Raw genomic sequence first — 25,319 nt, 5'->3', positions numbered from 1 at the left:
GGTCGGGTATGGGTTCCGGCGCGATTCTATGGGAAGGCGGCGGGCGGCGGCGTGCATGCCGCCGCGCCGCATGACGCAGGCGGCATGTTGAGGGCCGTGGCATCATGGCGGCAGCGGCGCGGCCGCTTGCCGTCGCCCGATTTCCCGTCGTCGAATCCAGATACGGAATGCCTGCATGCGTTTCCTGATGCTCTCGCTCGTGCTCGGCGCGTGCGCGCTGGCCGGTTGCGAACGCGCTGCGGCGCCGCGGCAGGACAGGCCGCCGCCCTTCGTCAAGACCATCGCGGTGCACACGAGCAGCGAGGGACAGCTCGGCCTGTCGGGCACCGTGCGGGCCCGCGTCGAGACGCCGCTCGCCTTCCAGGTCGGCGGCCAGATCGCCGCGCGCCGGGTCGATGCCGGCCACCGCGTCGCGCCCGGGCAGGCCTTGTTCGAGCTTGACCGTCGCGACCTCGAGCAGGGCGTGCGCGCGGCGGCGGCCGACCTCGCCGCGGCCGACGCGGCGCTCGCCACCGCGCTTGCCGACCTTGCGCGCAACCGCGTGTTGCAGGAACAGCGCTTCACCAGCGCACAGGCGCTGGAGCGCTTCGAGCTGGCGCAGCGCGAGGCGCAGACGCGCCGCGATGCGGCCGCAGCGCGTCTGGCTCAGGCGCGCAACGCGCTCGGTTACGGCCAGTTGCTGGCGCCGGCCGGCGGCGTGCTGATCGACGTCATCGGCGAACGCGGCCAGGTGGTGTCGGCCGGACAGATCGTGGCCACGCTGGCGCAGGACGGCGAGCGCGAGCTGGAGCTGCATTTCCCCCAGGGAGTGCTGCCACCGGCGAGCGGCGACGCGGTGCTGGCCGACGGCACGATGCTGCCGCTGCGTCTGCGCGAGATCGCCGGCGCGGTGGACCCGCAGGGCCGCACCCGGCGCGCACGCTACACCGTGCACGCACCGCAGGAGGCGCTGGTGCTGGGCACGGTCCTGCGCGCACGCTTCGCCGCGGTGGCACAGGCGGCGGGCGAGTTCGCGGTGCCGCTTGGTGCCCTCAACGAGCGCGGTGAAGGGCCGCGGGTGTGGCGGGTGGAAGAGGGCCGCGTGCGGGCGGTGCCGGTCACCGTGATCGGCACCGATGGCGACACGGCGCGCGTACGCGGCGCGCTGGCCGCGGGCGATCGCATCGTTGCGCTCGGCACCCACCTGCTGGTCGAGGGCATGGCGGTGCGGGAGCTTGACCAATGAGCGATCGATGAGCTTTCCCAACCTGTCCGCGCTCGCCGTGCGCGAGCGCGCGATCACCCTGTTCTTCCTGATGCTCGCCGTGCTCGGCGGCGTGTATGCCTTCCTGGCGCTGGGGCGGGCCGAGGACCCGGCGTTCACGATGCGGGTGATGCTGGTCAATGCGGTGTGGCCCGGGGCGACGCCCGAGGAGATGCAGGAGCAGGTGGTCGACCGCCTGGAAAAGCGCATCCAGGAGGTCGAGCACCTGTACCGCATCATCACCACCATCCGCCCCGGCTCGGCCAACCTGCAGATCGAGTTCAAGGAACACACCCGGCCTGATGTGGTGCCCCGGCTCAAGTACGACGTGCGCCGGCGCATGCAGGACGAGGCCGGCAACCTGCCCGCCGGGGTGATCGGGCCGATCGTCAACGAGGATTTCGCCGACGTCTATTTCAAGCTCATCGCGCTCACCGCGCCCGGGCTGCCGCTGCGCGAGCTGGTGCGCGAGGCCGAGGCGATCCGCGACCGCATGCAGCGCGTCGAGGGCGTGCACAAGGTACTGGTGCTGGGCGAGCGCCCCGAGCGCGTGTATGTCGAGTTCGACAACGCGCGCCTGGCGAACCTGGGCATCTCGCCGCAGGCGGTGTTCGACGCCATCAATGCCGGCAACCGCCTGCTGCCCGCCGGCCGCCTCGAGACCGAGGGCCCGCGCCTCTACCTGCGCCTGGATGCGGACCTCTCCGACCCGGCGCAGCTGGCGGCGGTGCCGATCCGCGTCGCCGACCGCGTGCTGCGCCTGGGCGACATCGCCCGCGTGCACCGCGGCTACGAGGAACCCCCCGCGCAGCTGGTGCGCTCGCGCGGCGAGGACGCGGTGCTGCTCGGCGTGGTGATGAACAAGGGCGAGAACGGCCTGGTGCTGGGCGAGCGCCTGGACCACTTCGTGGACGCCGAGCGCGCGCGCCTGCCGCTGGGCATCACGCTCGAGGTACTGACCAACCAGGCCGAGGCCATCGCCGCCGCGGTCGAGCTGTTCCAGGCCAAGTTCCTGGTGGCGGTGGTCGTGGTGGTGGGCGTGAGCATGCTGGCCATCGGCTGGCGCGCCGGGCTGGTGGTCGGCATCGCGGTGCCGGTCACGCTGGGCATCACCTTCCTGCTGATGAAGCTGATGGGCATCAACCTCGACCGCATCACGCTGGGCGCGCTGATCATCGGCCTCGGCCTGCTGGTGGACGACGCCATCATCGCGGTCGAGATGATGCTGGTGAAGATGGAGGAGGGCTGGGACCGCATCCGCGCCGCGGCGCACGCGTGGACGGTGACCGCCGCGCCGATGCTGTTCGGCACCCTGGTGACGGTGGCCGGCTTCCTCCCCATCGGCTTCGCGCGCTCGGCGGTCGGCGAGTACGCCGGCAACATATTCTGGGTGCTGGCGATCTCGCTGCTGGTGTCCTGGCTGGTGGCGGTCGTGTTCGCGCCCTACCTGGGCGTCAAGATGCTGCCCGCGGTGGCGCCGGAGAACGTCCACAGCCACGAGAGCGTGTACCAGACGCCGATGTTCCGCCGCCTGCGCCGCCTCATCACCGGCTGCGTGCGCTGGCGCAAGACGGTGGTGTTCGGCACCCTGGGCCTGCTCGTGCTGGCGGTGCTGGGCATGGCGACCGCGGTGCAGAAGCAGTTCTTCCCCAGTTCGGACCGCCCCGAGGTGCTGCTCAGCGTATACCTGCCGCAGGGCAGCAGCATCGCCGCCTCGGACGCGACGGTGCGCCGGCTCGAGGCCATCCTCGCCAGCGCGGACGGCATCCGCTCGAGCTCGGCCTACGTCGGCGCGGGCGCGCCGCGCTTCTTCCTGTCCGCCAACCCGGAGCCGCCCGACCCCGCCTTTGCCAAGCTGCTCGTGGTCACCGAGGGCGTGGCGGCGCGCGACGCGCTGATCGCGAAGCTGCAGCGCCACATCGATGACGGCGAGTTTCCCGAGGCCCGGGTGCGGGTGTCGCGCCTGCTCTACGGGCCGCCGGTGGTGTGGCCGGTGGCCTATCGCGTGCTGGGGCCGGACCTGCTCGAGCTGCGCCGCATCGCCCACCAGGTGCGCGAGGTGATGGCGGCCAACCCGCACATCGTCGATCCGCATCTGGAATGGGACGAGCGTGCGCCGGTGCTGCACCTGGCGATGGAGCCCGAGCGCCTGCGCCTGCTCGGGCTCACACCGCAGGACGTGGCGCAGCAGCTGCAGTTCCATCTCGAGGGCACGCGCATCGCCCAGGTGCGCCAGGACATCCGCACCGTGGACGTGATCGCACGCGGCGCCAGCGGCGGCGCGCGCCTGGACGCGGAGAGCCTGGCCATGCTCGAGGTCCTCACCCCGGACGGGCGCAAGCTGCCGGCGAGCCAGCTCGGCCGCCTCGAGGTGCGCTTCGAGGAGCCGGTCATCAAGCGCTACAACCGTGAGCCCGAGCTGCTGGTGCAGGCCGACGTCGCCGGTGCCCAGCCCAACGACGTCACCGCGGCGGTGTGGAAGGCGCTCGAGGGCGTGCGCAGCGCGCTGCCGCAAGGCTACAGCATCATGATCTCGGGCGCGGTCGAGCAATCGGGCAAGGCCGACGCCTCCATCCAGGCCCTGCAGCCGCTGATGGTGGCCGCGATGCTGGTCTTCATCATGCTGCAGATGCGCTCCTTCACCGGCACCTTCGTGGTGCTGGCGACCGCGCCGCTGGGGCTGGTCGGTGCCGTGCTCGCGCTGCTGCTGTTCGACCAGCCCTTCGGCTTCGTCGCCCTGCTGGGACTGACCGGGCTGGCCGGCATCCTGATGCGCAACACCCTGATCCTGACCCAGCAGGTGGCGGACAACTTCGACGAGGGCATGGCGCCCTTCGAGGGCGTGGTCGAGGCCGCGGTGCAGCGCGCCCGGCCGGTGGTGCTCACCGCGGTCGCCGCCGCCTTCGCCTTCATCCCGCTGACGCTGGACACCTTCTGGGGGCCGCTGGCCTACGTGCTGATCGGCGGCGTGGCGGTGGGCACGGCGATCACCCTGCTGTTCGTGCCGGCGCTGTATGCGCTGCTGTTCCGCCTCGAGTCGGCGCCGCCGACAGGGCCGTCCGTCTGACCGGTCCGCATGAAAGCGCCGCCTACCGGCGCAGGAAGCGCAGCCAGGCGGCGACGTTGAGCAAGGCCATCAGCGACTGGCCGACGTAGGTCAGCGCGGCGGCCTCGAGGATGCGTCGGGCATGGGGGAGGTCGGCTTCGTGCAGGTAGCCGCCCTGCTCCAGCAGGGGCAGGGCGCGGCGGAAGCTGGCATCGAACTCGGTCGGCAGCGTCACCAGATGCACGATGGCGGCCAGGCCCATCGACAGCAGGCCGGCGACGACCAGGAACAGGCCGGGCGCGGGGTGGCGGGTGAGCAGGGTGATCAGCGGCACCGCGACCATCATCATCGCCCCCAGGCGCTGGCCCGTGATGGCGAAGCGCACCAGACGCTCGCGCAAGGCCAGCGGCGCGTAGCCTTCGGCGTGCTGGATCGCATGGCCGACCTCGTGCGCGGCCACGGTGACCGCGGTCAGCGAGCGCTGGTGGTAGTTGTGCGCCGACAGGCGGACGGCGCGCGCCTGCGGGTCGTAGTGGTCGCCGATCTCGGTCGGCTCCACTGCCACGTCCTGCAGGCCATGCTTGTCGAGCAGCAGGCGCGCGAGCATCGCGCCGCTGCCGTAATAGCGGTCGGCGGGTTCGCTGTAGCGGGCAAAGGTGCGGCGGACCCACCAGCCCGGCAGCCAGACCGTGAGCAGCAGGAGCGGAACCAGAATGAAGAGCAACGGGGTCATGGGCTTCTCGACTGCATCGACGCCTGTCTGACCGCGCCCCGGCGCGCGCGTTTCCCGTGCGCGCGCCGCGCGCTACACGCCGCCGAACGCGCCTACCAGCGCGCCGACCACGATCATCCAGATCGGCGCCAGCCGGGTCTTGAGCGTCACCACCATGGTCAGCCCGATCAGGATGAGCGCACCGGCGCGATGAGCCTCATCGCCGATGAAGGGCAGCGCCAGCAGCCAGCCGGTGGCGAACATCAGGCCCACCGTGACCGGCGCCAGGCCGGCGGTGAAGGCGCGCACCAGCGGCGTGTCGCGGCGACTCGCGCCCCAGCGGCTGACGCCCAGCGACAGCAGCGTGGACGGCAGCAGGATGCCGAGCAGCGCCGCCGCCGCGCCGGCCAGGCCGGCGACCTGGAAGCCCAACACCGGCACGAACAGCACGTTGGGCCCGGGCGCAGCCTGGGCGAGCGCGATCGCGGTGGTGAAGTCGGCCTCGCCCAGCCAGCCGCGTTCGACCACCAGGTAGCGGTGCATCTCGGGTGCGGTGGACATCGCACCGCCGATCGACAGCAGCGACAGCACCAGGAAGCGCAGGAAGAGCTCGAGCAGGTCGCCCGCGGGCAGGGTGCTCAGCATCGTTCGTCCTCCTTGCGCGCCCGCGCCTGTTCGATCGCGATGCGCCAGCGCGCCAGGCCCCAGCCGGTGAGGCCGAGCCCGATCACCACCCAGGCCAGCGGCAGGCGCAAGAGCGCGATCGTGGCCAGCGTGCCGAGGCCGAGCAGGGTGCACAGCGCCGGGCCGAGCACGTTGCCGCGCAGAGTGGCGAGCATCTTCAGCGCCATCGCCAGGATCAGCCCGGCGGCGACCGCGCCCATGCCGCGCAACGCACCGGCGACCGCAGGGTACTGCGCGAGCTGCTGGTAGCTTGCGGCCAGCACCAGCACCACCGCGATCGGCGCGAGCAGCATGCCGGTGATCGCAGCGAAGGCGCCGCGTCCGCCGAAGTAGCGGTCGCCCACCATCAGCGACAGGTTCACCACGTTGGGGCCGGGTAGCAGCTGCGCGACCGCGTAGAGCTCGACGAATTCATGTCGGCTGAGCCAGCCGCGGCGGTCGACCAGCTCGCGCTGCGCCACCGCGAGCACGCCGCCGAAGCCCTGCAGGGCGAGCAGGCTGAAGGCGATGAAGAGCGCGAACGGGGAGGCCGGGCGGGCCGTGGCCTCGCCGGCCGCAGCGCTGGCGGCGGGGTCGGAGCGGGCGTCGGCCGGGGTGTCCGCGGCGGGGGCGCCTGGCGTGGGCGTGGCCGGCGAGGGCTTGGCGTCGGGCTTCACGAGACCTCCGCGCCATGGTGGCCGGTCCGCGCCGCTGCGGTGGGGAAGGCCCGCGGCGAGGCGGCATCCGCGTCCGGCGGCAGGGTGCCGAGGCAGGCCGCGGCCTCGGCGTACCAGTGCAGGCTGCCGCTGTCGAGCCGGTAGTCGGCCAGGGTGGACAGGGCACCGCCGATCTCCGCCGCGACATAGCCCATCAGGCTCAGCCGGGTGATGCGGCAGCGGATGCCCGGCGCCGCGTCGAGCGGGGTGAAGCGCCGCGCCACCTCCGCCGTGGGCCAGGCATCGGCATACAGGCCGACGGTGACATGCGGCACATAGCGGCCCTGCGGATGCGGGCCGTCGAGGTGCAGGCAGCGGCGCAGCGTGCCGAGTGCATCGCCGTCGTCACGCACGGTCAGGAACGGGGCGGACGAAAAGCTCTCCAGCGCGCCGATGGCGATGTCGAAGGCGCCCACGCCGGCGGCGGTGAGCGCCCCGGCCTGGCGGGCGATGAGGCGGGGGTCGAACTCGTCCGCCGCCGGCGTCCGGTCGCGCGCGGGGAAGCCGCACAGCGCTACGGTGACGTGCGGCTGGCGCCGGTAGCCGGCGAGCAACAGGCCATCGAGGGCGTCCTGCGCCATCGCCACGCGCTCGCGCAGGGCAGGCGTGTCGACGTCGAGCGCCCACAGCAGGTAATGCGGACGGCCGCGATGCCAGGCGCGGAAATCGCGGCGCTCGTTGCGCACGGTGAGGGGCTCGGCAAGGAAGTGCCGGCGCAGGGTCGAGGTGTCGCTCATCGGGGCGTGCGGCAGTTGCGCTGCGAAGGGTGGCGGCGGACAGCTAGAATCGGGTCATGAACAAGAACGCGATTGTCCCGGAAAACGACGCCGCCCGCATCGACGAGCGTGCTCCCACCCACCTGCCCGGCAGCGGCACCAATGGCGTCGCGCATGTGCCATCCACGCTCGACCGCGTGCCGGTGCGCGGTCTCGACTACAGCGTGCGCCGCTGGGGCCGGGCCGACGCCCCCGCCCTGTTCCTGCTCCACGGCTGGATGGACTCCTCGCCCACCTTCCAGTTCGTGGTCGATGCGCTGCGTCAGGACTGGCAGCTCATCGCGCCCGACTGGCGCGGTTTCGGCGGCAGCACCTGGCTGGGGCAGGGCTACTGGTTCCCCGACTACTACGCCGACCTCGAGGTGTTGCTCGATCACTATGCGCCCGGGCAGGCCGTGCGCCTGGTCGGCCACAGCATGGGCGCCGCGGTCGCCGGGGTGTATGCCGGCCTGCGCCCGGCGCGGGTGGCGCAGCTGGTGATGATGGATTTTCTCGGCCTCAAGCCGCCGCCCGATGCCGCCTCGCCCCAGTTGTTGCGCAAGTGGCTCGACGCCCACGCCCAGCCGCCGCGGCTGCCGGTGCATGAGGACCCTGCCGCGCTCGCACGCCGCCTGCAGACGGTGAATCCGCGCCTCAGCGCGGCGCGCGCGGCCTTCCTCGCCCGCCACGTCGGCCGCGTCGGCGCCGATGGCCGGGTGGAGATGGCCTGCGACCCCTGGCACAAGGTGCCGTCGCCCTTCGTCTATCGCATCGAGGACGTGATGGCCTGCTGGCGCCAGGTGACCGCGCCCGCGCTGATGCTGTTCGCCGAGCACGGCTATGTGAACGAGCGCTTCGCCACCGAGCCGGAGGCCTTGCGCCAGCGCCTCGCGTGCTTTGCCGACCATCGCGTGCTCACCATCGCCGACGCCGGCCACAACCTGCAGCACGATCAGCCCGAGGCGGTGGCGGCCGCGCTCGAGGCCTTCCTGCAGCGGGACTGAGGCCCACGCGGCGGGCGCGCCTCAGTCTGCGGCGACGAGGATGTCGGCGGCCGGCATCGGCCGCCCGAGCAGGTAGCCCTGGTACTCGTCGCAGTGCGCGGCAGTCAGGTGCGTCAGCTGGTCCTGCGTCTCCACGCCCTCGGCGATCACCGCCAGGCCGAGGTTGCGCGCCATCGCCAGGATGGTGGCGACGATCGCGACATCGTCGTGGTCGGCCGGCACGCCCTCGACGAAGCTGCGATCGATCTTCAGCCGGTCCACCGGCAGGCGCTTGAGGTAGCTCAGCGACGAGTAGCCGGTGCCGAAGTCGTCGATCGCCAGCGTGATGCCGAGCGCCTTGAGCTGGTGCAAGGTGTCGATGCAGTGCTCGACCCGCTTCAGGATGTGGCCTTCGGTGATCTCGAGCTCGAGCAGCCGCGGCGACAGGCCGGACGTGCTCAGCGCGGCGCGGACCACCTCCACCAGGCCGTCGGCCGACACCTGCTGCCCCGACAGATTGACCGCCACGCGCAGCGGTCGACCAGCGAGCTCCCAGGCCCGCGCCTGGGCGCAGGCGGTGTCGAGCACCCACTGGCCGATGTGGCCGATGAGGCCGATCTCCTCGGCGAGCGGGATGAAGCGGTCGGGGGGCACCACGCCGCGCTCGGGGTGGTGCCAGCGCAGCAGGGCCTCCACGCCGATGATGGCGCCGCTGCGGCAGTCGGCCTGGGGCTGGTAGAGCAGGCGCAGCTCGCCGCGCTCGATCGCGTGGCGCAGCCCGTGCTCGAGGTCGAAGCGCTCGCGGCTCTGGCTCGCCTGCTCGTGAGTGTGGAAGCGGTAGGTGTTGCGCCCGGCGTCCTTGGCGCGGTACATCGCCGAATCGGCGCAGCGCACCAGGGCCTCGATGGTGTCGCCGTCCTGCGGAAACAGGCTGATGCCGATGCTGCCGCCGATGAAGAGCTCGTGGCCGTCCAGCAGCACCGGCGCCTGCAGCGCCTCCAGCAGCTTCTGCGCCACCCGCTCGGCATCCTCGGCGACCTTGAGGCTCTCGACCAGCACCACGAACTCGTCGCCGCCGAGGCGGGCGAGCGTGTCGTCGTCACGCAGCACCGCCTGCAGGCGCTGTGCCACCGTCTGCAGCAGGCGGTCGCCCACCGGATGCCCCAGGCTGTCATTCACATACTTGAAGCGATCGAGGTCGATGAACAACAGCGCCAGTGGCCGGCCGTTGCGTCGTGCGTGGCCCATCGCGACCCCGAGGCGGTCGTTGAGCAGGCTGCGGTTGGGGAGGTCGGTGAGCGCATCGTGATGGGCGAGATGGCGCAGGCGCTCTTCGGCCAGCTGTTGCGCGCTGATGGCGCGGCGCTGCGCCTCGCTGAGCTCGATCAGGCGGCGCGACTGGGCGAGCGCGCGCTGCGTCAGCGGGCGGATGGCGTGGGTGGTCAGCAGGGCGCCGAGCAGCACGAGCAAGGCGATGGTCGCGAGCGGAAACAGCAGTTGGGCCCAGATCGGCTGCGAGAACTCGCGTGCCGGCGTGACGAGCGCATAGGCCCAGTCCGGCGCCTCGTCCACCGGCAGGAACACCACCACCTCGTCGCCGTCGGCGCCGGCCCGCCGCAACAAGCCGGATTGACCCTCCATGGCCTGGCGGATGGACGCCGGCGCGCCGGCGCCAAAGGCGACGATTGCAGCCTGCCCGGCCTGCGGCAGCCATTCCAGTGCGGTCGCGCTGCCGGCGTGGTAGAGCAGCTGGCGCGCGGCCGGCGCGCCGTCCGCCGAGTGCATCGACAGCATCTTCTCCAGCGGCGCGAGCTCGAAGGCGAGCACGTCGCTGCCGATCCAGTCGCCCTCGCGCGACAGGATCGGGGCACCGACCAGCAGGTAGCGGCCGCTGGCCGACTCGACTGCGCCAAGGAAGACGGCGTCGCTGGGGCCGTTCGCCAGCCGCAGCTGCGCGGCCCACGGCAGCGGCAGGCCGAGCTCGAGGACCGGATCGCCGTCGCGGTCGAAGCGCACCATGCCGGCGATATGCCCCGCCTGGTCGAGCGCATCGCGGATGCGGCTGGCGGAGAAGTCGACCAGCTCCGCCAGGCTGATCTCCCAGCGGTTGTACTGCGCGAGCTTGTCGCGCACCGCGCTGCGGCTGGCGATCTGACGCGCAATGTCGGCGCTCTTGGCGAGGAACTGGCCGGCGGCGCGCGCCTGGCCGCGTGCCGCATCGGCCAGCGCGCGCTCGGCCAGCGCATGCACGTGCTGGTACATCGGTATGGCGGTCGCCAGGGCGACGAGCAGGCCCGTGAGCAGGATGCCGGTGAGGGCGAAGGACTGGATCCGCTGCTGTAATCGAACGCTTTGATCCAGGTTCATGCTTGGGGGCAAGGCGCTTGCAAGGGGGAGTAAGCCCGAATGCTGCCATGGATCGTTGCCCCTCTGCACGCCCCGGGCGGCCGAACCTGCTGGCGCCGTCTGGCGGCTCGTGCGGCAGCGCCCGGCTTCAGTCCACCCAGGGCGCGACCAGGGCGCTCACATCGACGCGTGCCTTCAGCCGCGCGGCGAGCAGGTACAGCCCGCCCAGCTTGCGATGCAGGAACAGCGCATCGGCCGGCGGCGTGTGCCAGAAGTCGCGCTCCATGCTCAGCTTGAGGCCGGCGTCGCGGATGCGGCGGGCGAGGTCGCTGGCGCCGAAGTCGTAGACGCCGCGGTGGCGCAGCGGCTCGCAGGCCTCGGCAAACAGCGCGATCACCGCCTCGCGCTGGTGGGCGTGGATGTGGTCCTGGAAGTAGCCGATCGTCTGCGCCGCCTCGCTCATGGCGGCGCGGTCGTTGCGGATCGCGCCCGCCATCAGGCGGCGGTAGGCCTCGACCACGGTCGCGGGGTAGGCCCGCGTGGCGCCGAAGTCGAGCAGCACGAGGCGCTCGCGGGCGGTGTCGTAGCGGTAGTTGGCGAAGTTGGGGTCGGTCTGGATGAGACGGAACTCGAACAGCTCGCGAAACAGCAGCCCGACCAGCAGCGTGGCGATGCGGTCGCGCAGCGGCTGGGCAGCGGTGTCGAGCGACTCCACCGCCACGCCCTCCACCCAGTGCATGGCGAGGATGTCGCTGCGGGTGAGCGCCGCGACCGGCTGCGGCAGCACGAAGTCGACCTCGCCTGCGAGCAGCGCGGCGAAGCGTTGCAGGTTGTCGGCCTCACGCCGGTAGTCGGCCTCCTCGTGCAGCTGGCGCTTGGCTTCGGCGAGCAGCGGCGCCAGGTCGAGCGCCTTCGGCAGCAGGCCGGACACGCGCAGCAGGGTGGCGACGTTGTCCACGTCGCTGTCGATGCTGCGGCGCACGCCGGGGTATTGCAGCTTGATCGCCAGCTCCTGGCCGTCGACGCTGCGCGCGCGATGCACCTGGCCGATCGAGGCCGCGGCCGCCGGGGTGAAGGAAAAGCGCTCGAAGCCTTGCTCCCAGCCCTTGCCCCAGTGCGTCTCCAGCACCTCCAACACCTGGCTCATCGGCATCGTGCGTGCGTCCTCGCGCAGGCGCGAAAGGATGTCGGCGAGCTCGGGCGGCAGCAGGTTGCCGGCATCCATCGACATCAGCTGACCCACCTTCATCGCCGCGCCGCGCAGTTGGGCGAGCTGGTCGGCGACGCGGCGGGCGTTGGCCGGGGTCAGCATCAGTTCGCTCACCGTCGGCCGCTTGCCGGCGGCGAGCTGGCGCGCGCCCTCGGCGAGCATGCCGCCGGCCACCCCGGTGGCGAGCGAACCCAGGCGGGCGAGGCGCGACAGGCGGCCGCCGGGGACGGCGCTGGCGCGCGCGTCGGTGTGGCTGGTGTGAGCGTCGCTGTGCATGGGCCCGGTCTCCTTGGGGTGGATGCAGCGTGGAATTTCAGTACGGCAGCGGGACGAAGGCGCCGGCGATCAGGCTGAGGCAGGCGACCGTGGTGAGTTGCAGGCGCAGCGGCAGATACCAGGCCGGCAGCGCGGCGTGGCGGGCGAGGCGGCGGTCCTGCAGGTAATGCAGCACGAAGCCGGTCACCAGCAGCACCGCGGCCTCGGTTGGCGCCAGCAGCAGGGCCGGCCAGGCGATCAGCGAGGGCACCACGCTCCACCCCATCGTGCGCACGCGGCGGGCGTCGTCGAGGCCGGGCAGCACCATCGCGAAACCCCAGTGCAGGGCGCACACGAAGCTCAGGATCACCGCGCCGTAGGCGTACAGCGCATCGCTCCAGGTGAAGCCATGGTGGACGTCGAGCAGGCTGGCGGGGGCGAGCACGAGGAAGGGGATCAGGCCGCCATAGCCGAGCCACTGGGCGGTGCGGCGGAGGGCGTCGGAGTGCGCAGGGGTCATCGGGGACGTGATGCAGCAACAAAAGGGGGCGCGGGGCGAATCTCCCGCATGTTGGGACGGTGTCCTGGACGTGGTAAAGGGACGCAGGGTGCTGCGTCGCTTCATTTCCGCCAAGGCTGACCTGATGCTAGTAAGCGGAATCTGTTTTGTCCAGGACAAAAAGAGTATATTCGACAGCATCGAAACGGGTGCTGTCATCTCCACGCCGTCGCCATCTCGCCTCTTCGTCCGTCCCCCATGGGTGCCACCATGAAGCCTCCCCTCCATTACGCCGTCGTCGGCGCCGGGATTGCCGGTCTGAGCTGCGCGCGTGCGCTCGCCGACGCGGGTGTGCAGGTCACCGTCTTCGACAAGAGCCGCGGCCCGGCCGGGCGCATGAGCACGCGCCGCGGCGAGGGCTGGGCCTGCGACCATGGTGCGCAGTACTTCACCGCACGCGACCCGCTGTTCCAGGCCGAGCTCGCGCGCTGGCAGGCGGCCGGGGTGGCGGCGCGCTGGCAGCCGCGGCTGGCGGTGTTCGACGCCGATGGGCGGCGCGCGGGCGGCGGCGAGGAGGCGCGCCATGTCGGTGTGCCGCGCATGACGGCGCCGGCGCGCTTGCTCGCCGACGGGCTGAGCCTGCGTGTGCAGACCACGGTGGGCGCGCTGCATGCGTACGAGCATGGTTGGGAGCTGGCCACCGCCGAGCGTGGCGTGCTGGCCGAGGCCTTCGACGGCGTGCTGCTGGCCACCCCGGCGCCGCAGGCCGTGCCCTTGCTGCAACCGGTGTTGCCGGCGCTGGCCGCGGTGGCGGCGGGCGCCGGCATGCAGGGCTGCTGGGCGCTGATGCTGCGTTTCGAGGCGCCGCTCGCGCTCGACTTCGACGCCGCCTTCGTCAATCACGGGCCCTTGCGCTGGATCGCGCGCGACACCAGCAAGCCCGGGCGCGAAGGGATGGAGACCTGGACCCTGCACGCCAGCGCGGCGTGGAGCGAGGCTCACCTCGAGGACGGCCCCGACCACATTGCCGCGGCGCTGATCGCGGCCTTCTGTGAGCTGGGCGGCGCCGCACCACTGGCCTGGGCGGCCCACCGCTGGCGCTATGCGATCACTGGATCGGCCGTGGAAGGCGGCTGCGTCTGGCATGGCGGCGCCGGCCTCGGGCTGTGTGGCGACTGGCTCAACGGCGGTCGGGTCGAAGGCGCCTGGCTGAGCGGTCATGCGCTGGCGCAGAAGGTCCTGGCGAGCGTGCGCGATGAGCTACGGCCTGGTCTGGTTCAAGCGTGACTTCCGCCTCGCCGACCATGGCGCGTTGGCCGCGGCGGCGCGCCAGAGGCCGGTGCTGTGCGTGGCGATCGTCGAGCCGAGCCTGTGGGGGCAGCCTGACGCCGCACGCCAGCACTACGCGTTCATGCTCGAGAGCGCGCGCGAGCTGCATGCGGCGCTGCGCCGCCTCGGTGGCCGGCTGCACCTGATGGTGGGCGAGGCGGTCGCGGTGCTCGACCGCCTGCGCGCCGCCGCGCCCTTCGCGGCGCTGTATTCGCACGAGGAGACCGGCAACGGCGCGAGCTACGCCCGCGACCGCGCGGTGGCGGCGTGGTGTCGCGCGCGCGGTGTGCGCTGGCATGAAGTGCCGCAGTTCGGCGTGGTGCGCCGGCTCGCGGACCGCGACCGCTGGCAGGCGGCGTGGGAGGCGCAGGTGGGCGCGCCCCAGGCCGTGCTGCCGGCGGGGTTGAGCTTCGCCGCGCTGCCCGCGGCGCTGCAGCCAAACGATGCCGCCGCGGGGCCGATGGACAGCGTGGCGGAAGGGGCGATCGTCGCCGGACGTGCGCCCGAGGCGGTTGCGCTCGGGCTCGATCCCTTCGAGCCGCCGCGGCGCCAGCAGGGCGGCCGGCGCGCGGCGCTCGATGCGCTGGCGAGCTTTCTCGATGCGCGCAGCGGGCAGTACCGCGGCGGCATCTCCTCGCCGCTGAAGGCGCCGACTGCCTGCTCGCGGCTGTCGCCCTATCTCGCCTGCGGCTGCCTGAGCCTGCGCGAGCTGGTGCAGGCCACGCGGGAACGCATCGCCGCCTTGCCGCAAGGCGACCGCCGCCGCGCCGGCCTGTCGGCCTTCGTCAGCCGCTTGTACTGGCATTGCCACTTCATCCAGAAGCTGGAGAGCGAGCCGGCGCTCGAGTTCCGCAACCTGCACCGCGGCTACGACGGCCTGCGCGAGGCGGAATGGAATCCGGCGCACTTCGCCGCGCTGGTCGCCGGCCGCAGCGGCTGGCCGCTGGTCGACGCCTGCGTGGCGATGCTGCGCGAGACGGGCTGGATCAACTTTCGCATGCGCGCGATGCTGGTGTCGGTGGCGGCCTATCCGCTGTGGCTGCACTGGCGCGAGGTCGGGCTGTGGCTGGCGCGCGCCTTCCTCGACTATGAGCCGGGCATCCACTGGAGCCAGATGCAGATGCATTCGGGCACCACCGGCATCAACACCACCCGGGTGTACAACCCGATCAAGCAGGCGCGCGACCATGATCCGCAGGGCGTATTCGTGCGCCGCTGGCTGCCGGCGCTGCGCCGGCTGCCGGATGAGTGGCTGTTCGAGCCCTGGCGCATGCCGGAATCCTTGCAGGCTCGCTACGGGGTGCGCGTTGGCGAGGACATTGCGCAGCCGCTGGTCGATCTGGAGACGGCGACCCGGCTGGCCAAGGCGCGCGTGCATGCGCTGCGGGCGCGGCCCGAGGTGCGCGCGGCGAAGGCGGCGATCGTCGAGCGCCACGGCTCGCGCAAGCGCCCGGAGAGCCGCCGCGGTCGCGCGCGGGCCGATGCCGGGCCGGCCGCGGTGCAGCTCGATCTCGGGTTCTGAGGGCGTCGGCGATGGGCATGCGACGCAAGGCCGATCTGCCGACCAAGCTGTGCGCTGGCTGCGGGCGGCCGTTTGCGTGGAGGAAGCGCTGGAAGAAGGTGTGGGACGAGGTGCGCTATTGCTCGGAGCGCTGCCGGCGGGGCCGCGGCAAGTCGGGGCCTTCGGGGTGAGGGGGCGTGTCTTTGATCGGTAATGAACACCCTCTCTGTTGGGCGGTCGTGCCGGGGGACGCGCACGGGGTGTTCCTTCTGGGGCTACACCGCTGCGCGGTGCTTTGCGGAGAGTACGCAAATGAGCGCCATTCAGGATCCGACAGTCTTCGGCTTTCCGGGAGCACCCCGGACGCATCCGGGATGCGTGGGGGAGGCTCGATGCAAAGGCAGAGACCATGAGGATGTGGGCGTCGGGATGACTTCCGGGACGGTGATCCATTGGTTCCGCGCTGACCTGCGCCTGGGCGACAACCTGGCGCTGAGGGAGGCGGCTGCGGTCGCCGGACGCTTGCTGCCCGTGTATTGCCACGACCCGGCGGAGGAAGCGGTCACGCACTGGGGCTTCGTGCGCCGCAGCGCGCACCGCCTGGCCTTCCTGAGCGCCGCATTGGCCGATCTGGATGCGCAGCTGCGCGAGCGCGGCAGTCGCCTGCTGCAGCTTCAAGGCGCGCCGGCCGAGGTGCTGCCGGCGCTGGCGCGGACGATCGGCGCCGAGGCCGTGGTGTGCGAGGCCATCGCCGCGCCCGAGGAAGAGGATCAGGTCGCGGCATTGCGTGCGGCCGGGCTGGAGGTGCGCACGGTGTGGCAGTCCAGCCTGCTCGCGCCGGCGGCGCTGCCCTTCGCGGTGGCGCGATTGCCCAAGGTGTTCACCGACTTCCGGCGCGCGGTGGAGGCCGTCGGGCTGCAGCCCCCGGCGCCGCGCGCCGCACCGGGAGACTTGCCGCCGCTGCCCGAAATCGCCGTCTTGCCATTGGCGTAGCCTTTGCCGGGCGCATTGCGCGATGAATGCCGCGAACCGGCCGCGCATGCTCAAACCGCTGGCGGGCATCTGCCAGAGCAAGCTCGCGAGCCGCTGCTCGACTGCCGCCCGCAGCGAAGACCGGTCGCGGCCGAACGGATCGACGAGCGGGTGCGATCCAAGGCTTCCTTCCCCTGGTGGCGTGCTGAGTTTGCCGGCGGCGAGCGGGCGGCGCTCGCCCATGTGCTGCATTACTTCGCCGGCGATGCGGCGCAGCGCTACAAGGCGACCCGCAATGGCCTGAGCGGGATCGGCTTTTCCAGCAAGTTCTCGCCCTGGCTGGCGCAAGGGGCCTTGTCGCCCCGGGTGGCGTTCGCGGCGCTGCGTCGCCACGAGGCTGAGCGCGGCGCCAGCGAGAGCAGCTACTGGCTGTGGTTCGAGCTGCTGTGGCGCGACTACTTCCGCTTTCTGCACCTGCAGCACGGGCGCCGCCTGTACCAGGCGCGCGGCCTGGCAGAGACTGCGCCCGCGCCTGCCCACGACCCCGAGGCCTTCGAGCGCTGGTGCGCCGGCCGCACCGGTCACGCCTTCATCGACGCCGGCATGCGCGAGCTGGCCGCCAGCGGCTGGTTGTCGAACCGCATGCGCCAAGTCGTCGCCAGCTACCTGATCCACGACCTCGGGGGCGACTGGCGCGCGGGCGCGGCGTGGTTCGAGGCGCAGCTGGTGGATTACGACGTGTACAACAACCAGGGCAACTGGCTCTACATCGCCGGTCGCGGCACCGACCCGCGCGGCGGGCGGCGCTTCGACCCCGACAAGCAGGCGGCAATGCATGACGCGGACGGGGCCTATCGGGCGCGGTGGGCCGAGCTGGATCTGCGCCCCGGCGCTTGAACCAGCAGGCCTCTTCGTCGCCAGCCTTTCAAGCTTGCTCGGGGCCGGCTCGACGGCGACGGCCGGTACGCGCCCGTGTTGTGCGGCCGCCCGTCGCGGCGTTCAGCGCGGGCCGAATCCGCGCATGCGGGCCAAGGCTGCGGGCGGCAGCGCGCCGAGCAGGGCGCCGATCGACACCACGACGATGCCGACGATGGTCGTGAGGCCGATCACTTCGCCCAGGATCAGGAAACCACCGATGGCGGTGAAGGCCGGCACCAGCGCGAGCATCATCGAGGCCTCGCTGGCGCCGACCTTCTGCACCGCGTAGCTGTAGAAACCGGCGGCGAGCAAGGCGGCGACGATGCCCTGGTAGCCGGCCTGCAGCGCGATCGCGCCCCAGCTCGCGTCGGCCAGCCTGGCCGGCAGCCACAGCAGGTACACCGGCAGGTAGGCGAGCGCCGAGAAGGTGGCGATGCCGAGGATGCCGAGCTGCGGCTTGATCTGCCAGCGCCGCATCAGCAGGCCGAAGATCGCCCAGCACAGGGCGGCACTGAGGAACAGCAGGTCGCCGATCCATTCGCCCTCGCGGGCGGTCGCGAACAGGCTCTCGAAGCCGATCAGCAGCAGGCCGCAGGTCGACAGCAGCAGCGCGATCACGGTCGGGCGCGCAATCTGGAAGCCCGTCATCACCGCCATGATGACGATGGTCCAGAACGGGATGCCGCCATTGACGAACACGCCGGCGTGCGCGCTCGGGGCGAAGGCGAAGCCGCAATACACCAGGAGGCCGTAACCCAGCCCGCCGACGAGCGCGAGCACCATGTGGCGCGGCCAGTCCTGGCGCGGCACGAAGCGCAGGAACAGCGGCAGCGCGATCGCGCCCGACACGCCGTAGCGCAGCGCGGCGATGTCGAAGGGGGTGAAGGTGGCGGTGGCGCCGAAGCGCGACACGATGTTGAAGCCCGACCAGAACAGCACCACGGCGAGGGCGGCGAGCAGGCCCTTGGTAGCGTCCGGGTGGGCAGTGTGCGGCGTGTTCAAGGCAGATCCAGGCTGGGCGTTGGGAGGGGGCGACTGTACCCCTTAGCCCGCACGGGCGACAGCGCTGCGCGCCGCCCTGCGCCGTGGTGCCGCTCAGCCCGGCTTGTTGCGCATGAAGTCCGCGGTCTTGAAGAAGCTCTGCAGCAGGCGCTCGCGCATGCCTTCCTCGATGCCGACCTCTTCCATCGCCAGCAGCATGCAGGCGACCCACTGGTCGCGCTCCTGCGTGCCGATCGCGAACGGCATGTGGCGGGCGCGCAGGCGCGGGTGGCCGAACTGCTCCACGAACAGGTCCGGCCCGCCGAGCCAGCCGGACAGGAACATGAAGAGCTTGTCACGCGAGCCCTGCAGGTCCTGCGGGTGCAGGTCGCGCAGTTGCTTGAACTGCGGTTCGCTATCCATCAGCGCGTAGAAGCGGTCGCTGAGCGCGGCGACGGTGGCTTCGCCGCCGATCGCGTCGTAGGGGGTGGTCTGTTCCATGCGTTTCCAGTCCGGGAGGGGCGCGGGGCAGGCTGCGGATTGTGTCAGACTCGCGCGGCTTTCACAGCCTCACCACCGGCAGGCGCTGCACCGCCTTCACCAGGATCTTGTAGACGTCGAGGTCGAAGGCCGGGCGGCCGGCCTCCAGAATGTCGGCGAGCATGGCCTCGTCGGTGGCGGTGCCGAGCCAGCGCCAGCCGTCGACGACGTGGATCGCCGTGCCCTCGCGCAGGCCCACCGCGTCCGGCCACGGCCAGTGCTGCACCTTCATCGCATGCAGGGCCTCGATCAGGCGCAGGGCGTGGGCCTGGGGGGATTCGCCGCCATGGCAGGCGCCGCGGCAGCGCTTCAGCTGGAAGTCGAAGCAGCGCGTGCCCTGCGGGTGCTTGTCCAGGCCGAGCAGCGGCGGGCACAGGGCGTGCTCGCGGGCGAGTGCGCGCAGGCGGTGGGTGGCCTCGCGCCGGCTGCGGAAGAAACCGTAGAGGTCGTCGCGGCGGCCGAAGTCGAGGTCGGCGGCATGCACCAGCTCGAGCTGCCAGTCGCCGATCATGTCGGTCGCCAGGCGCCACGCGCACAGGTCGCGGTTGCGGCGCAGCAGGCGGTTGTGGGTGGGCTGCAGGCGCTTGACCAGCCCGGCCTCCTTGAGCAGGGCGCCGATCTCGCCGGCGGTCGTGATCCATTCGATGCGGCGCACCTGCTGGGACAGGCTCAGCTCGCGGTCGCTCTGGTGGTCGGCGGCGAAGTGCGACAGCACGCGGCTGCGCAGGCGCGTGCTCTTGCCGATGTAGAGCGGCAGGCTGTCGGCACCGGGTCCAGACCTCGCGGCATCGTCGGTGCCGGCTGCGCCCGCGCCACGCTCGCCGTAGAACAGGTAGACGCCCGGGCTGTCGGGCAGGTCGGCGATCTGCTGCGGGTCGAGCTGCGGCGGCAGGCTGGGGTGGCCGACCAGCTCGCGCACCAGCGCTGCGATGTGGCCGGGCGGGAAGCGCTCGTGGATCTTCTGCCAGAACTGCCACAGCAGATGGGCGTCGCCGAGGGCGCGGTGGCGCTCGGCCACCGCGAGGCCGTGGCGTTCGATCAGGTGGTCGAGGCTGTGGCGGCGGTGGTCGGGGAACAGCCGGCGCGACAGCTTGACGGTGCACAGCACCTGCGGCCGGATGTCGAGCCCGGCGCGGCGAAAGGCGGCGCGCAGGTGGCCGTGGTCGAAGCGTGCGTTGTGGGCGACGAAGAGCCGGCCATCGAGGCGGTCGAAGACCGCGTCGGCAATCTCGGCAAAGCCTGGCGCATTGGCCACCATGTCGTCGTCGATGCCGGTGAGGCGCTGGATGTAGTCGGGGATGCGCGACTCCGGGCGCACCAGGCTCGACCACTCGCGTACGCCGTCTTCGTCGACCTGGACGATGCCGATCTCGGTGATGGATTCGCGCTGGGCGGGGCCGCCGGTGGTCTCGATGTCCACGAAGGCGAGGCCGCCGGGCGGCAGGCGGAGGGCAGCGTTCAAGGCGGCAGGCTTGCGGGTGCGGTGAGGCTTCCTTCGACCGTGCGTGCCAGTGGCGGTTTCCGGCGTGCCCTTCAGCGGGCGCCGAAGCCGGCGTCCTCGATCGCCTGGTAGATGTCGGCCGCCGACACGAAGGCGCCGTGCTCGATCGTCGCGGCGCCGGTGTCGAGCGAGATCTCGAGGTAGCCGATGCCGGGCAGGTCCTGGATGGCGTTGGTCACCAGGCGCAGGCAGTGCTCGTCGCGCATGCCGGTGATGGTCAGGGTGGTGGTCTGCATGGGGGGCGGTCCTGAAGCGAAGAGCCGCATCTTGGCTGCGCCGGCAGCGCGGCGCAAGCGGGCGCCTTCAGCGGCGGCCGTCGAGACTCTGCCGGTAGAGCGCGGCGAGGCGGGCCGCCATCTGCGTATCGCTCCATTCCGCGGCATGCTGGCGGGCGGCGTGGGCGAGGCGGGTGCGCTGGCCGTCGTCGCCGAGCACCTGGTCGACGATGGCGGCGAAGCCGTCGGGCTCGTCCGGCGCGATGCGCGCGCCGCGTTGCGCGTGCAGGATGTCGGTCGTGCCCATTGCCGAAAGCGCCACCACCGGCAGCCCGGCGGCCATCGCCTCGAGCAGCACCAGGCCCTGGGTCTCGGTGCGCGAGGCGAAGGTGAACACGTCGGCGGCGGCATAGCAGTCGGGCAGGCGCTTGCGCCGCTCGAGGTAGCCGACGAAGCGCACCGCCTTGCCCAGTCCGAGTCTGTCTGCGTGGCGCTGCAGGCTGCGCGTGGCCGGGCCCTCGCCGGCAATCACGAGCACGAAGTCCGGCCGGCAGGCGCGCAGCCGCGCCGCCACTTCGAGCAGGAAGCCGATGTTCTTCTCGTGGGCGACGCGGCCGATGTAGAGGGCCATCGGCGCGTGCTCGGGGATGTCGTACAGGCGACGGAAGTGGGCGCCGTCGCCATGGGCGAAGTCCTGCACCGGGATTCCGGTCGGCAGCACTTCCATCGGCGCGGCGACGCCGTAGGCGGCGAGGCGGTCGCGCATCGCGGTGGAGGGCACGACCACGGTGTCGACCGCATTGCACTGGGTGCGCGACAGGCGCCGGGCGAGGCCGCGCAGCAGGGGCGCGGGCACGAAGGGCGCGTAGTGCTGGAGGTATTCCTCGAACAGGGTGTGATAGGTGAGCAGGGTGGGCCGGCCGGCGGCGCGGGCGGCGGCGAGGCCGGCGTAGTGGGCGAGGAAGGGGGTCTGGATATGCACGAGGTCGCAGTTCGCCGCCTCCCGTCGCGCCGCCTGGTGCATCGCGCGCCGCTCGACGAGGCGGTCCTCGGGGTCAAAGGGCAGGCGCCGGCCGCGGATGCGCACCACGCCATCGGCATCGGGCTCGCGGCCGTAGCGCGGCACCAGCAGGCGCGCCTCCACGCCGTGGGCGGCGAGCGCGCGGCGGAAGGTGGCGATCGAGGTGGAGACGCCATTCACGCGCGGGAAGTAGACGTCGGAGATCATCAGCACTCTGAGCATGCACGCAGCTTGCTCGCTGCGTGTTACCCGCCGGTGACGCTGCGCAGGGCGCGACCGGAGTGGCCGCGGGGCGCAGCAATCGCCAGCCTGGCGTGACGTGCTCGGCGCACATTCGCAGCCGCGGGTGAGACAATCCGCCCTTTACGACCTTGGTCATAGGGTGCCCCGGGCCGCCATGAGCGGGCGGGAGGCGCTGCGCCAGCCATCATGAACCGCCCTGAATTCCTCAATACCCTCGATGGCGACGCGCTGCCGTTTGCGCCTGCCGATGACGTCTGTGTCGGCGAGATCGTCTCGCCGGCGCTGCTCGAATGCGCGCCCGGGCTCGCCCTGCACGAGGCCGCCCGGCGCATGAGCGAGCGCGGCGTGAGCTCGATCCTGGTGGTGGAGGGGGACGAGGTCGTCGGCATCTGGACCGAGCGCGACGCACTGGCGGTGAACTTCGCCGACCCAGCCGCCTTCACGCTGCCGGTGCGCGAGGTCATGAGCAGCCCGGTGCGCACGGTGCCGATGTCGACCCGGCTGCACGAGCTCACGCTGCGCTTTCGCGACGAGCACCTGCGCCACTACCTGGTGGTGGATGGCGAGGGCCGGCGGGTCGGCATCGTGTCGCAGTCGGACGTGGTGCTCAACCAGGGCATCGAGCATTACCTGAAGCTGCGCAAGGTCGATTCCCTGGTCAAGGGCGGGCTGCATCCGCTGCCGCCGGAAGCCGGGCTGGGCGAAGCCGCGCGGCGCATGCGCGAGGGCGGGCTGGATGCGGTGGTGGTGGACTACGGCCGCGCCGAGGCGGCGAGCGCGGCCGGCCGTTACGGCATCCTCACCGAGCGCGACATCACCCGCCTGGTCGCCCACCGGGCGGCTGAGGCTGCGGTCGGCGAGCTCGCCAAGCGGCCGCTCATCGCCTGCAAGGAAGACGACAGCCTGTACCGGGTACGCGCCCTGCTGGCCGAACGCCACATCCGCCATGTCGGCGTGATCGGCGGCGACGGCGAGCTGTGCGACCTGATCAGCTTCAAGGACATCCTGAGCGGCATGGAGCTCGCCTATGTGCACGAGCTGCAGCACGCGCTGCGCGAGCGCGACCTGGCGCTGAGCTCCTCGCAGCGCAGCCTCTATCTGGCCGAGAAGGTCATCGAGAGCTCGCTCGAAGGCGTCATGGTGACCGACACCGAGGCGCGCATCGTGTCGGTGAATCCCGCCTTCACGCATCTCACCGGCTTCGGCGCCGACGAGGTCATGGGGCGCAACCCCTCGCTGCTCAACTCGGGCCGCCAGAGCCCGGAGTTCTATGCCCGCATGTGGGCGGAGCTGAGCGAGACCGGCCAGTGGCAGGGCGAGGTGTGGAACCGGCGCAAGTCGGGCGAGGTGTATCCGCAGCTCCTGCACATCACCGCGATCCGCGACCGCGATGGCCAGCTCACCCACTACGCGGCGCTGTTCACCGACATCAGCCGCCTGAAGGAGAACGAGGCCCGCATCCGCGACCTCGCCTACTACGATCCGCTCACCGGCCTGCCCAACCGCCGCCTGCTCGAAGACCGCCTGCAGGTCGAGCTCGCCCACGCCGCGCGCATGCGCAGCCGGCTGGCGGTGATGTTTGTCGATCTCGACCGCTTCAAGCGCATCAACGACAGCCTCGGCCACGAGGTCGGCGACCGCCTGCTGGTCGAGATCGCCAGCCGCCTGCGCGCCTCGCTGCGCGAGGACGACACGGTGGCACGCATGGGCGGCGACGAGTTCCTCGTCATCCTCAGCAACCTGCAGGGGCCGGACGAGGCGGCGGTGACCGCCCGCCGCCTGGTGAGCGCGCTGCGCCGGCCGGTGGTGATCGACGGTCGCGAACTGGTAGTGACGACCAGCGTCGGCATCAGCATCTACCCCGACGATTCGCTCGACGCGCAGACCCTGATCAAGAATGCCGACGTCGCCATGTACCGCGCCAAGGACGAGGGTCGCAACAGCTTCCAGCTCTACGAGCCGGCGATGAATGCGCGCTCGCTCGAGCATCTGGCGCTGGAGACCGCGCTCCACCGCGCGCTGCCGCGCAGCGAGCTGCAGCTCTACTTCCAGCCGCTGGTCGAGGCCGCCGATGGCCGCCTGGTGGCGGCCGAGGCGCTGCTGCGCTGGCAGCATCCCGACCTTGGCCTGGTGTCGCCGGCCGATTTCATCCCGCTCGCCGAGGAGACCGGCCTCATCGTGCCGATCGGCGAATGGGTGCTGCGCAGCGCCTGCGAGTACCACCGCAGCTGGCGCGAGGCGGGGCGGCCGCCTCTGCGCATGATGGTGAACATCTCAGCGCGCCAGTTCCGCGACGAGGGCTTCGTGGCCATGGTCGGCAGCGTGCTGGCCGGCACCGGCATGCCGCCCGAGTCGCTGACGCTGGAGCTGACCGAGAGCATGCTGATGGAGGGCACCGATCGCGCCATCGCCCGCCTCGAGCAGTTGCGCGCGCTGGGTGTCGGCCTGGCGATCGACGATTTCGGCACCGGCTATTCCTCGCTCGCCTACCTGAAGCGCTTCCCGATCGACGAGCTGAAGATCGATCGCCTGTTCGTGCGCGGCATCGACCGCAATCCGCGTGATGCGGCGCTGGTGGCGGCGATCGTGTCGCTCGGCCACAGCCTGGGTCTGCGCGTGGTGGCCGAGGGGGTGGAGACGCGGGCGCATCTCGAGGTGCTGCGCGGCCAGGGTTGCGACCTGGCGCAGGGATTTCACTTCAGCCGGCCGCTACCGTGGGCGCAGTTCGTCGAGCACTTCACGCCGGCGCCCTGAGGGCGGCCGGGCAGGGCCTGGTTCAGCGCGTCGTGTCGGCGTGAAAGGCGCGGGTGGCTTCGCGCACGCGCGCATCCTGCGCATCGAGCCCTTGCCAGGCGGCGCGCACGCGGTCGTGGCCGTACTGGCGTTCGAGCCTGCGCACGGTGAAGTGGCCGCGGCTGACGTCCTGGAAGTGGGTCATGAACATCAGGTTGATCGTCGCCCCCGCCGCCGCACCGATGCCCGGCACCAGCATGCCGGCGGCCTTCTGCGTGAGCTGCACCTTGTAGCGCGCCGCCACCATCGTGATCAGGCGCGCCAGCACCGGCGCCCCCTCGCTGCTCATCCCCCTGTGCGCAAAGTGGCGCGCGGCCTCGGTCACCGTGCTCGCCAGCGCCGCGCGCACCGCGTAGTAGCCGGATTCGGCGGCGTCGTCGCTGCTCGCGTTGCCGCCGAGGGCGAACACCGCGAGCGCTGCCAGGCGGGCCTCGGGGTCGGCAATGTCCTCGCCCTCGCCGCGGGCGATGTCGAGGATGGCGCGCATGATCAGCACCGTCGACACCGGTACCTCCACGGTCAGCCCGGCCAGCCCGAAGGCGCCGCCACCGGCGCCGCTCACCGAGCCGAGCAGCTTGTGCAGGCGCGGCGAGGCCTCGCGCGGGGCGGCGTGGAGGGTCCTGGCCGCGGTGTCCATCGCCTTCAGCAGCGCGTCGTGCGCGAGCGCGCCGACCTTGCCGCGCCAGCTCGCGGGCAGGCGGGCCATGCCCTTCTCAAGCGGACTGCCGATGAAGCTCGACAGCCGCGCGGCCAGGCTGGGGCGCTCGAGCAGCGCGCGCGCCGCGGCCAGCGCGCGCAGGTCGGTGTCGGCGATCGGAGGGGGGTGGGTCATGGCGGTCGGGATCCGGTCGGGGGCGGGCGTCATGCCGTTTCAGAC

22 protein-coding genes are annotated in these 25,319 nt (G+C 71.8%); 9 read left to right on the top strand and 13 right to left on the bottom strand.

Going from position 1 to position 25,319, the window contains the following annotated elements:
* The first annotated feature begins 175 nt into the window (after window positions 1-175).
* On the top strand, window positions 176-1,225 hold the full coding sequence (locus PLC66_RS09215; RefSeq protein ID WP_324539603.1) for an efflux RND transporter periplasmic adaptor subunit: 1,050 nt from the start codon (window positions 176-178) through the stop codon (window positions 1,223-1,225).
* A gap of 7 nt (window positions 1,226-1,232) precedes the next feature.
* Window positions 1,233-4,310, top strand: coding sequence for an efflux RND transporter permease subunit (locus PLC66_RS09210; protein WP_324539601.1), 3,078 nt, complete (start codon window positions 1,233-1,235; stop codon window positions 4,308-4,310).
* Window positions 4,311-4,332: 22 nt separating this feature from the next.
* Here PLC66_RS09210 and PLC66_RS09205 read toward each other — a convergent pair whose 3' ends face one another.
* The 4 genes from PLC66_RS09205 to PLC66_RS09190 all read right to left on the bottom strand — a co-directional run bounded on the left by PLC66_RS09205 (window position 4,333) and on the right by PLC66_RS09190 (window position 7,117).
* Window positions 4,333-5,022 carry a zinc metallopeptidase gene (locus tag PLC66_RS09205; protein WP_324539599.1) on the bottom strand — a complete coding sequence of 230 codons (690 nt, stop codon included), beginning with the start codon at window positions 5,020-5,022 and terminating at the stop codon, window positions 4,333-4,335.
* A 72-nt stretch (window positions 5,023-5,094) separates the two neighbouring features.
* The gene (locus PLC66_RS09200) at window positions 5,095-5,643 is read right to left on the bottom strand and encodes a chromate transporter (RefSeq protein ID WP_324539651.1); all 549 of its coding nucleotides are present in this window, start codon (window positions 5,641-5,643) and stop codon (window positions 5,095-5,097) included.
* Window positions 5,640-6,194 (bottom strand): chromate transporter, encoded by a 555-nt coding sequence (locus PLC66_RS09195; RefSeq protein ID WP_324539649.1) that lies wholly within the window; start codon window positions 6,192-6,194, stop codon window positions 5,640-5,642. Before PLC66_RS09195 ends, PLC66_RS09200 begins: the two co-directional genes overlap by 4 nt.
* Before the next feature lie 143 nt (window positions 6,195-6,337).
* The gene (locus PLC66_RS09190) at window positions 6,338-7,117 is read right to left on the bottom strand and encodes a 2'-5' RNA ligase family protein (RefSeq protein ID WP_324539597.1); all 780 of its coding nucleotides are present in this window, start codon (window positions 7,115-7,117) and stop codon (window positions 6,338-6,340) included.
* A gap of 56 nt (window positions 7,118-7,173) precedes the next feature.
* Here PLC66_RS09190 and PLC66_RS09185 point away from each other — a divergent pair, with 56 nt between their 5' ends.
* Window positions 7,174-8,139: an alpha/beta fold hydrolase gene (locus PLC66_RS09185; RefSeq protein ID WP_324539595.1), complete on the top strand. Its 966-nt coding sequence runs from the start codon at window positions 7,174-7,176 to the stop codon at window positions 8,137-8,139.
* 21 nt (window positions 8,140-8,160) lie between these two features.
* Here the strand turns inward: PLC66_RS09185 and PLC66_RS09180 are convergent, their stop codons facing one another.
* The 3 genes from PLC66_RS09180 to PLC66_RS09170 all read right to left on the bottom strand — a co-directional run bounded on the left by PLC66_RS09180 (window position 8,161) and on the right by PLC66_RS09170 (window position 12,449).
* On the bottom strand, window positions 8,161-10,485 hold the full coding sequence (locus PLC66_RS09180; RefSeq protein WP_324539593.1) for a putative bifunctional diguanylate cyclase/phosphodiesterase: 2,325 nt from the start codon (window positions 10,483-10,485) through the stop codon (window positions 8,161-8,163).
* 127 nt (window positions 10,486-10,612) lie between these two features.
* Entirely contained in the window at window positions 10,613-11,950 is a 1,338-nt protein-coding gene (locus PLC66_RS09175) for an ABC1 kinase family protein (RefSeq protein WP_324539591.1), read from the bottom strand.
* Window positions 11,951-11,987: 37 nt separating this feature from the next.
* The gene (locus PLC66_RS09170) at window positions 11,988-12,449 is read right to left on the bottom strand and encodes a DUF3429 domain-containing protein (RefSeq protein ID WP_324539589.1); all 462 of its coding nucleotides are present in this window, start codon (window positions 12,447-12,449) and stop codon (window positions 11,988-11,990) included.
* 249 nt (window positions 12,450-12,698) lie between these two features.
* Here PLC66_RS09170 and PLC66_RS09165 point away from each other — a divergent pair, with 249 nt between their 5' ends.
* The 5 genes from PLC66_RS09165 to PLC66_RS09145 all read left to right on the top strand — a co-directional run bounded on the left by PLC66_RS09165 (window position 12,699) and on the right by PLC66_RS09145 (window position 17,127).
* A complete protein-coding gene (locus tag PLC66_RS09165; RefSeq protein WP_324539587.1) occupies window positions 12,699-13,715 on the top strand; it encodes an NAD(P)/FAD-dependent oxidoreductase in 1,017 nt (338 codons plus the stop codon).
* A complete protein-coding gene (locus tag PLC66_RS09160; RefSeq protein ID WP_324539585.1) occupies window positions 13,684-15,279 on the top strand; it encodes a cryptochrome/deoxyribodipyrimidine photo-lyase family protein in 1,596 nt (531 codons plus the stop codon). Before PLC66_RS09165 ends, PLC66_RS09160 begins: the two co-directional genes overlap by 32 nt.
* Window positions 15,280-15,296: 17 nt before the next feature.
* Window positions 15,297-15,449 carry a DUF2256 domain-containing protein gene (locus PLC66_RS09155; protein ID WP_324539583.1) on the top strand — a complete coding sequence of 51 codons (153 nt, stop codon included), beginning with the start codon at window positions 15,297-15,299 and terminating at the stop codon, window positions 15,447-15,449.
* 238 nt (window positions 15,450-15,687) lie between these two features.
* Entirely contained in the window at window positions 15,688-16,251 is a 564-nt protein-coding gene (locus tag PLC66_RS09150; protein ID WP_324539581.1) for a deoxyribodipyrimidine photo-lyase, read from the top strand.
* Window positions 16,252-16,401: 150 nt separating this feature from the next.
* Window positions 16,402-17,127 (top strand): FAD-binding domain-containing protein, encoded by a 726-nt coding sequence (locus tag PLC66_RS09145; protein WP_324539579.1) that lies wholly within the window; start codon window positions 16,402-16,404, stop codon window positions 17,125-17,127.
* 102 nt (window positions 17,128-17,229) lie between these two features.
* Here PLC66_RS09145 and PLC66_RS09140 read toward each other — a convergent pair whose 3' ends face one another.
* The 5 genes from PLC66_RS09140 to PLC66_RS09120 form a co-directional block, all read right to left on the bottom strand.
* Window positions 17,230-18,150, bottom strand: coding sequence for a DMT family transporter (locus PLC66_RS09140; protein ID WP_324539577.1), 921 nt, complete (start codon window positions 18,148-18,150; stop codon window positions 17,230-17,232).
* A 93-nt stretch (window positions 18,151-18,243) separates the two neighbouring features.
* Window positions 18,244-18,630, bottom strand: a complete 387-nt coding sequence (locus PLC66_RS09135; RefSeq protein WP_324539575.1) for a group II truncated hemoglobin — start codon at window positions 18,628-18,630, stop codon at window positions 18,244-18,246.
* A gap of 61 nt (window positions 18,631-18,691) precedes the next feature.
* Complete coding sequence (locus PLC66_RS09130; protein ID WP_324539573.1) at window positions 18,692-20,131, bottom strand: 3'-5' exonuclease family protein; 1,440 nt, start codon at window positions 20,129-20,131, stop codon at window positions 18,692-18,694.
* Between the two features lie 71 nt (window positions 20,132-20,202).
* The gene (locus PLC66_RS09125) at window positions 20,203-20,406 is read right to left on the bottom strand and encodes a heavy-metal-associated domain-containing protein (RefSeq protein ID WP_324539571.1); all 204 of its coding nucleotides are present in this window, start codon (window positions 20,404-20,406) and stop codon (window positions 20,203-20,205) included.
* A gap of 67 nt (window positions 20,407-20,473) precedes the next feature.
* Window positions 20,474-21,628 carry a glycosyltransferase gene (locus tag PLC66_RS09120; protein WP_324539569.1) on the bottom strand — a complete coding sequence of 385 codons (1,155 nt, stop codon included), beginning with the start codon at window positions 21,626-21,628 and terminating at the stop codon, window positions 20,474-20,476.
* Window positions 21,629-21,835: 207 nt separating this feature from the next.
* On the opposite strand from PLC66_RS09120, the gene PLC66_RS09115 reads away from it, so the two are divergent.
* On the top strand, window positions 21,836-24,403 hold the full coding sequence (locus tag PLC66_RS09115; RefSeq protein WP_324539567.1) for an EAL domain-containing protein: 2,568 nt from the start codon (window positions 21,836-21,838) through the stop codon (window positions 24,401-24,403).
* Window positions 24,404-24,425: 22 nt separating this feature from the next.
* Here PLC66_RS09115 and PLC66_RS09110 read toward each other — a convergent pair whose 3' ends face one another.
* On the bottom strand, window positions 24,426-25,274 hold the full coding sequence (locus PLC66_RS09110; RefSeq protein ID WP_324539565.1) for an EcsC family protein: 849 nt from the start codon (window positions 25,272-25,274) through the stop codon (window positions 24,426-24,428).
* Window positions 25,275-25,319 lie beyond the last annotated feature (45 nt).

This window comes from Thauera sp. (assembly GCF_035444905.1).
In the GTDB taxonomy this organism is placed as follows: domain Bacteria; phylum Pseudomonadota; class Gammaproteobacteria; order Burkholderiales; family Rhodocyclaceae; genus Thauera.
The sequence above is the reverse complement of the archived record's forward strand: the minus strand, read 5'-3'. Positions and strand labels throughout refer to the sequence as shown.

Coding starts and splice junctions, on each gene's coding strand:
- PLC66_RS09215 (WP_324539603.1), top strand. CDS start 176: ATGCGTTTCCTGATGCTCTCGCTCGTGCTCGGCGCGTGCGCGCTGGCC.
- PLC66_RS09210 (WP_324539601.1), top strand. CDS start 1,233: ATGAGCTTTCCCAACCTGTCCGCGCTCGCCGTGCGCGAGCGCGCGATC.
- PLC66_RS09205 (WP_324539599.1), bottom strand. CDS start 5,022: ATGACCCCGTTGCTCTTCATTCTGGTTCCGCTCCTGCTGCTCACGGTC.
- PLC66_RS09190 (WP_324539597.1), bottom strand. CDS start 7,117: ATGAGCGACACCTCGACCCTGCGCCGGCACTTCCTTGCCGAGCCCCTC.
- PLC66_RS09185 (WP_324539595.1), top strand. CDS start 7,174: ATGAACAAGAACGCGATTGTCCCGGAAAACGACGCCGCCCGCATCGAC.
- PLC66_RS09180 (WP_324539593.1), bottom strand. CDS start 10,485: ATGAACCTGGATCAAAGCGTTCGATTACAGCAGCGGATCCAGTCCTTC.
- PLC66_RS09175 (WP_324539591.1), bottom strand. CDS start 11,950: ATGCACAGCGACGCTCACACCAGCCACACCGACGCGCGCGCCAGCGCC.
- PLC66_RS09170 (WP_324539589.1), bottom strand. CDS start 12,449: ATGACCCCTGCGCACTCCGACGCCCTCCGCCGCACCGCCCAGTGGCTC.
- PLC66_RS09165 (WP_324539587.1), top strand. CDS start 12,699: ATGAAGCCTCCCCTCCATTACGCCGTCGTCGGCGCCGGGATTGCCGGT.
- PLC66_RS09160 (WP_324539585.1), top strand. CDS start 13,684: ATGAGCTACGGCCTGGTCTGGTTCAAGCGTGACTTCCGCCTCGCCGAC.
- PLC66_RS09155 (WP_324539583.1), top strand. CDS start 15,297: ATGCGACGCAAGGCCGATCTGCCGACCAAGCTGTGCGCTGGCTGCGGG.
- PLC66_RS09150 (WP_324539581.1), top strand. CDS start 15,688: ATGACTTCCGGGACGGTGATCCATTGGTTCCGCGCTGACCTGCGCCTG.
- PLC66_RS09135 (WP_324539575.1), bottom strand. CDS start 18,630: ATGGAACAGACCACCCCCTACGACGCGATCGGCGGCGAAGCCACCGTC.
- PLC66_RS09125 (WP_324539571.1), bottom strand. CDS start 20,406: ATGCAGACCACCACCCTGACCATCACCGGCATGCGCGACGAGCACTGC.
- PLC66_RS09120 (WP_324539569.1), bottom strand. CDS start 21,628: ATGCTCAGAGTGCTGATGATCTCCGACGTCTACTTCCCGCGCGTGAAT.
- PLC66_RS09115 (WP_324539567.1), top strand. CDS start 21,836: ATGAACCGCCCTGAATTCCTCAATACCCTCGATGGCGACGCGCTGCCG.
- PLC66_RS09110 (WP_324539565.1), bottom strand. CDS start 25,274: ATGACCCACCCCCCTCCGATCGCCGACACCGACCTGCGCGCGCTGGCC.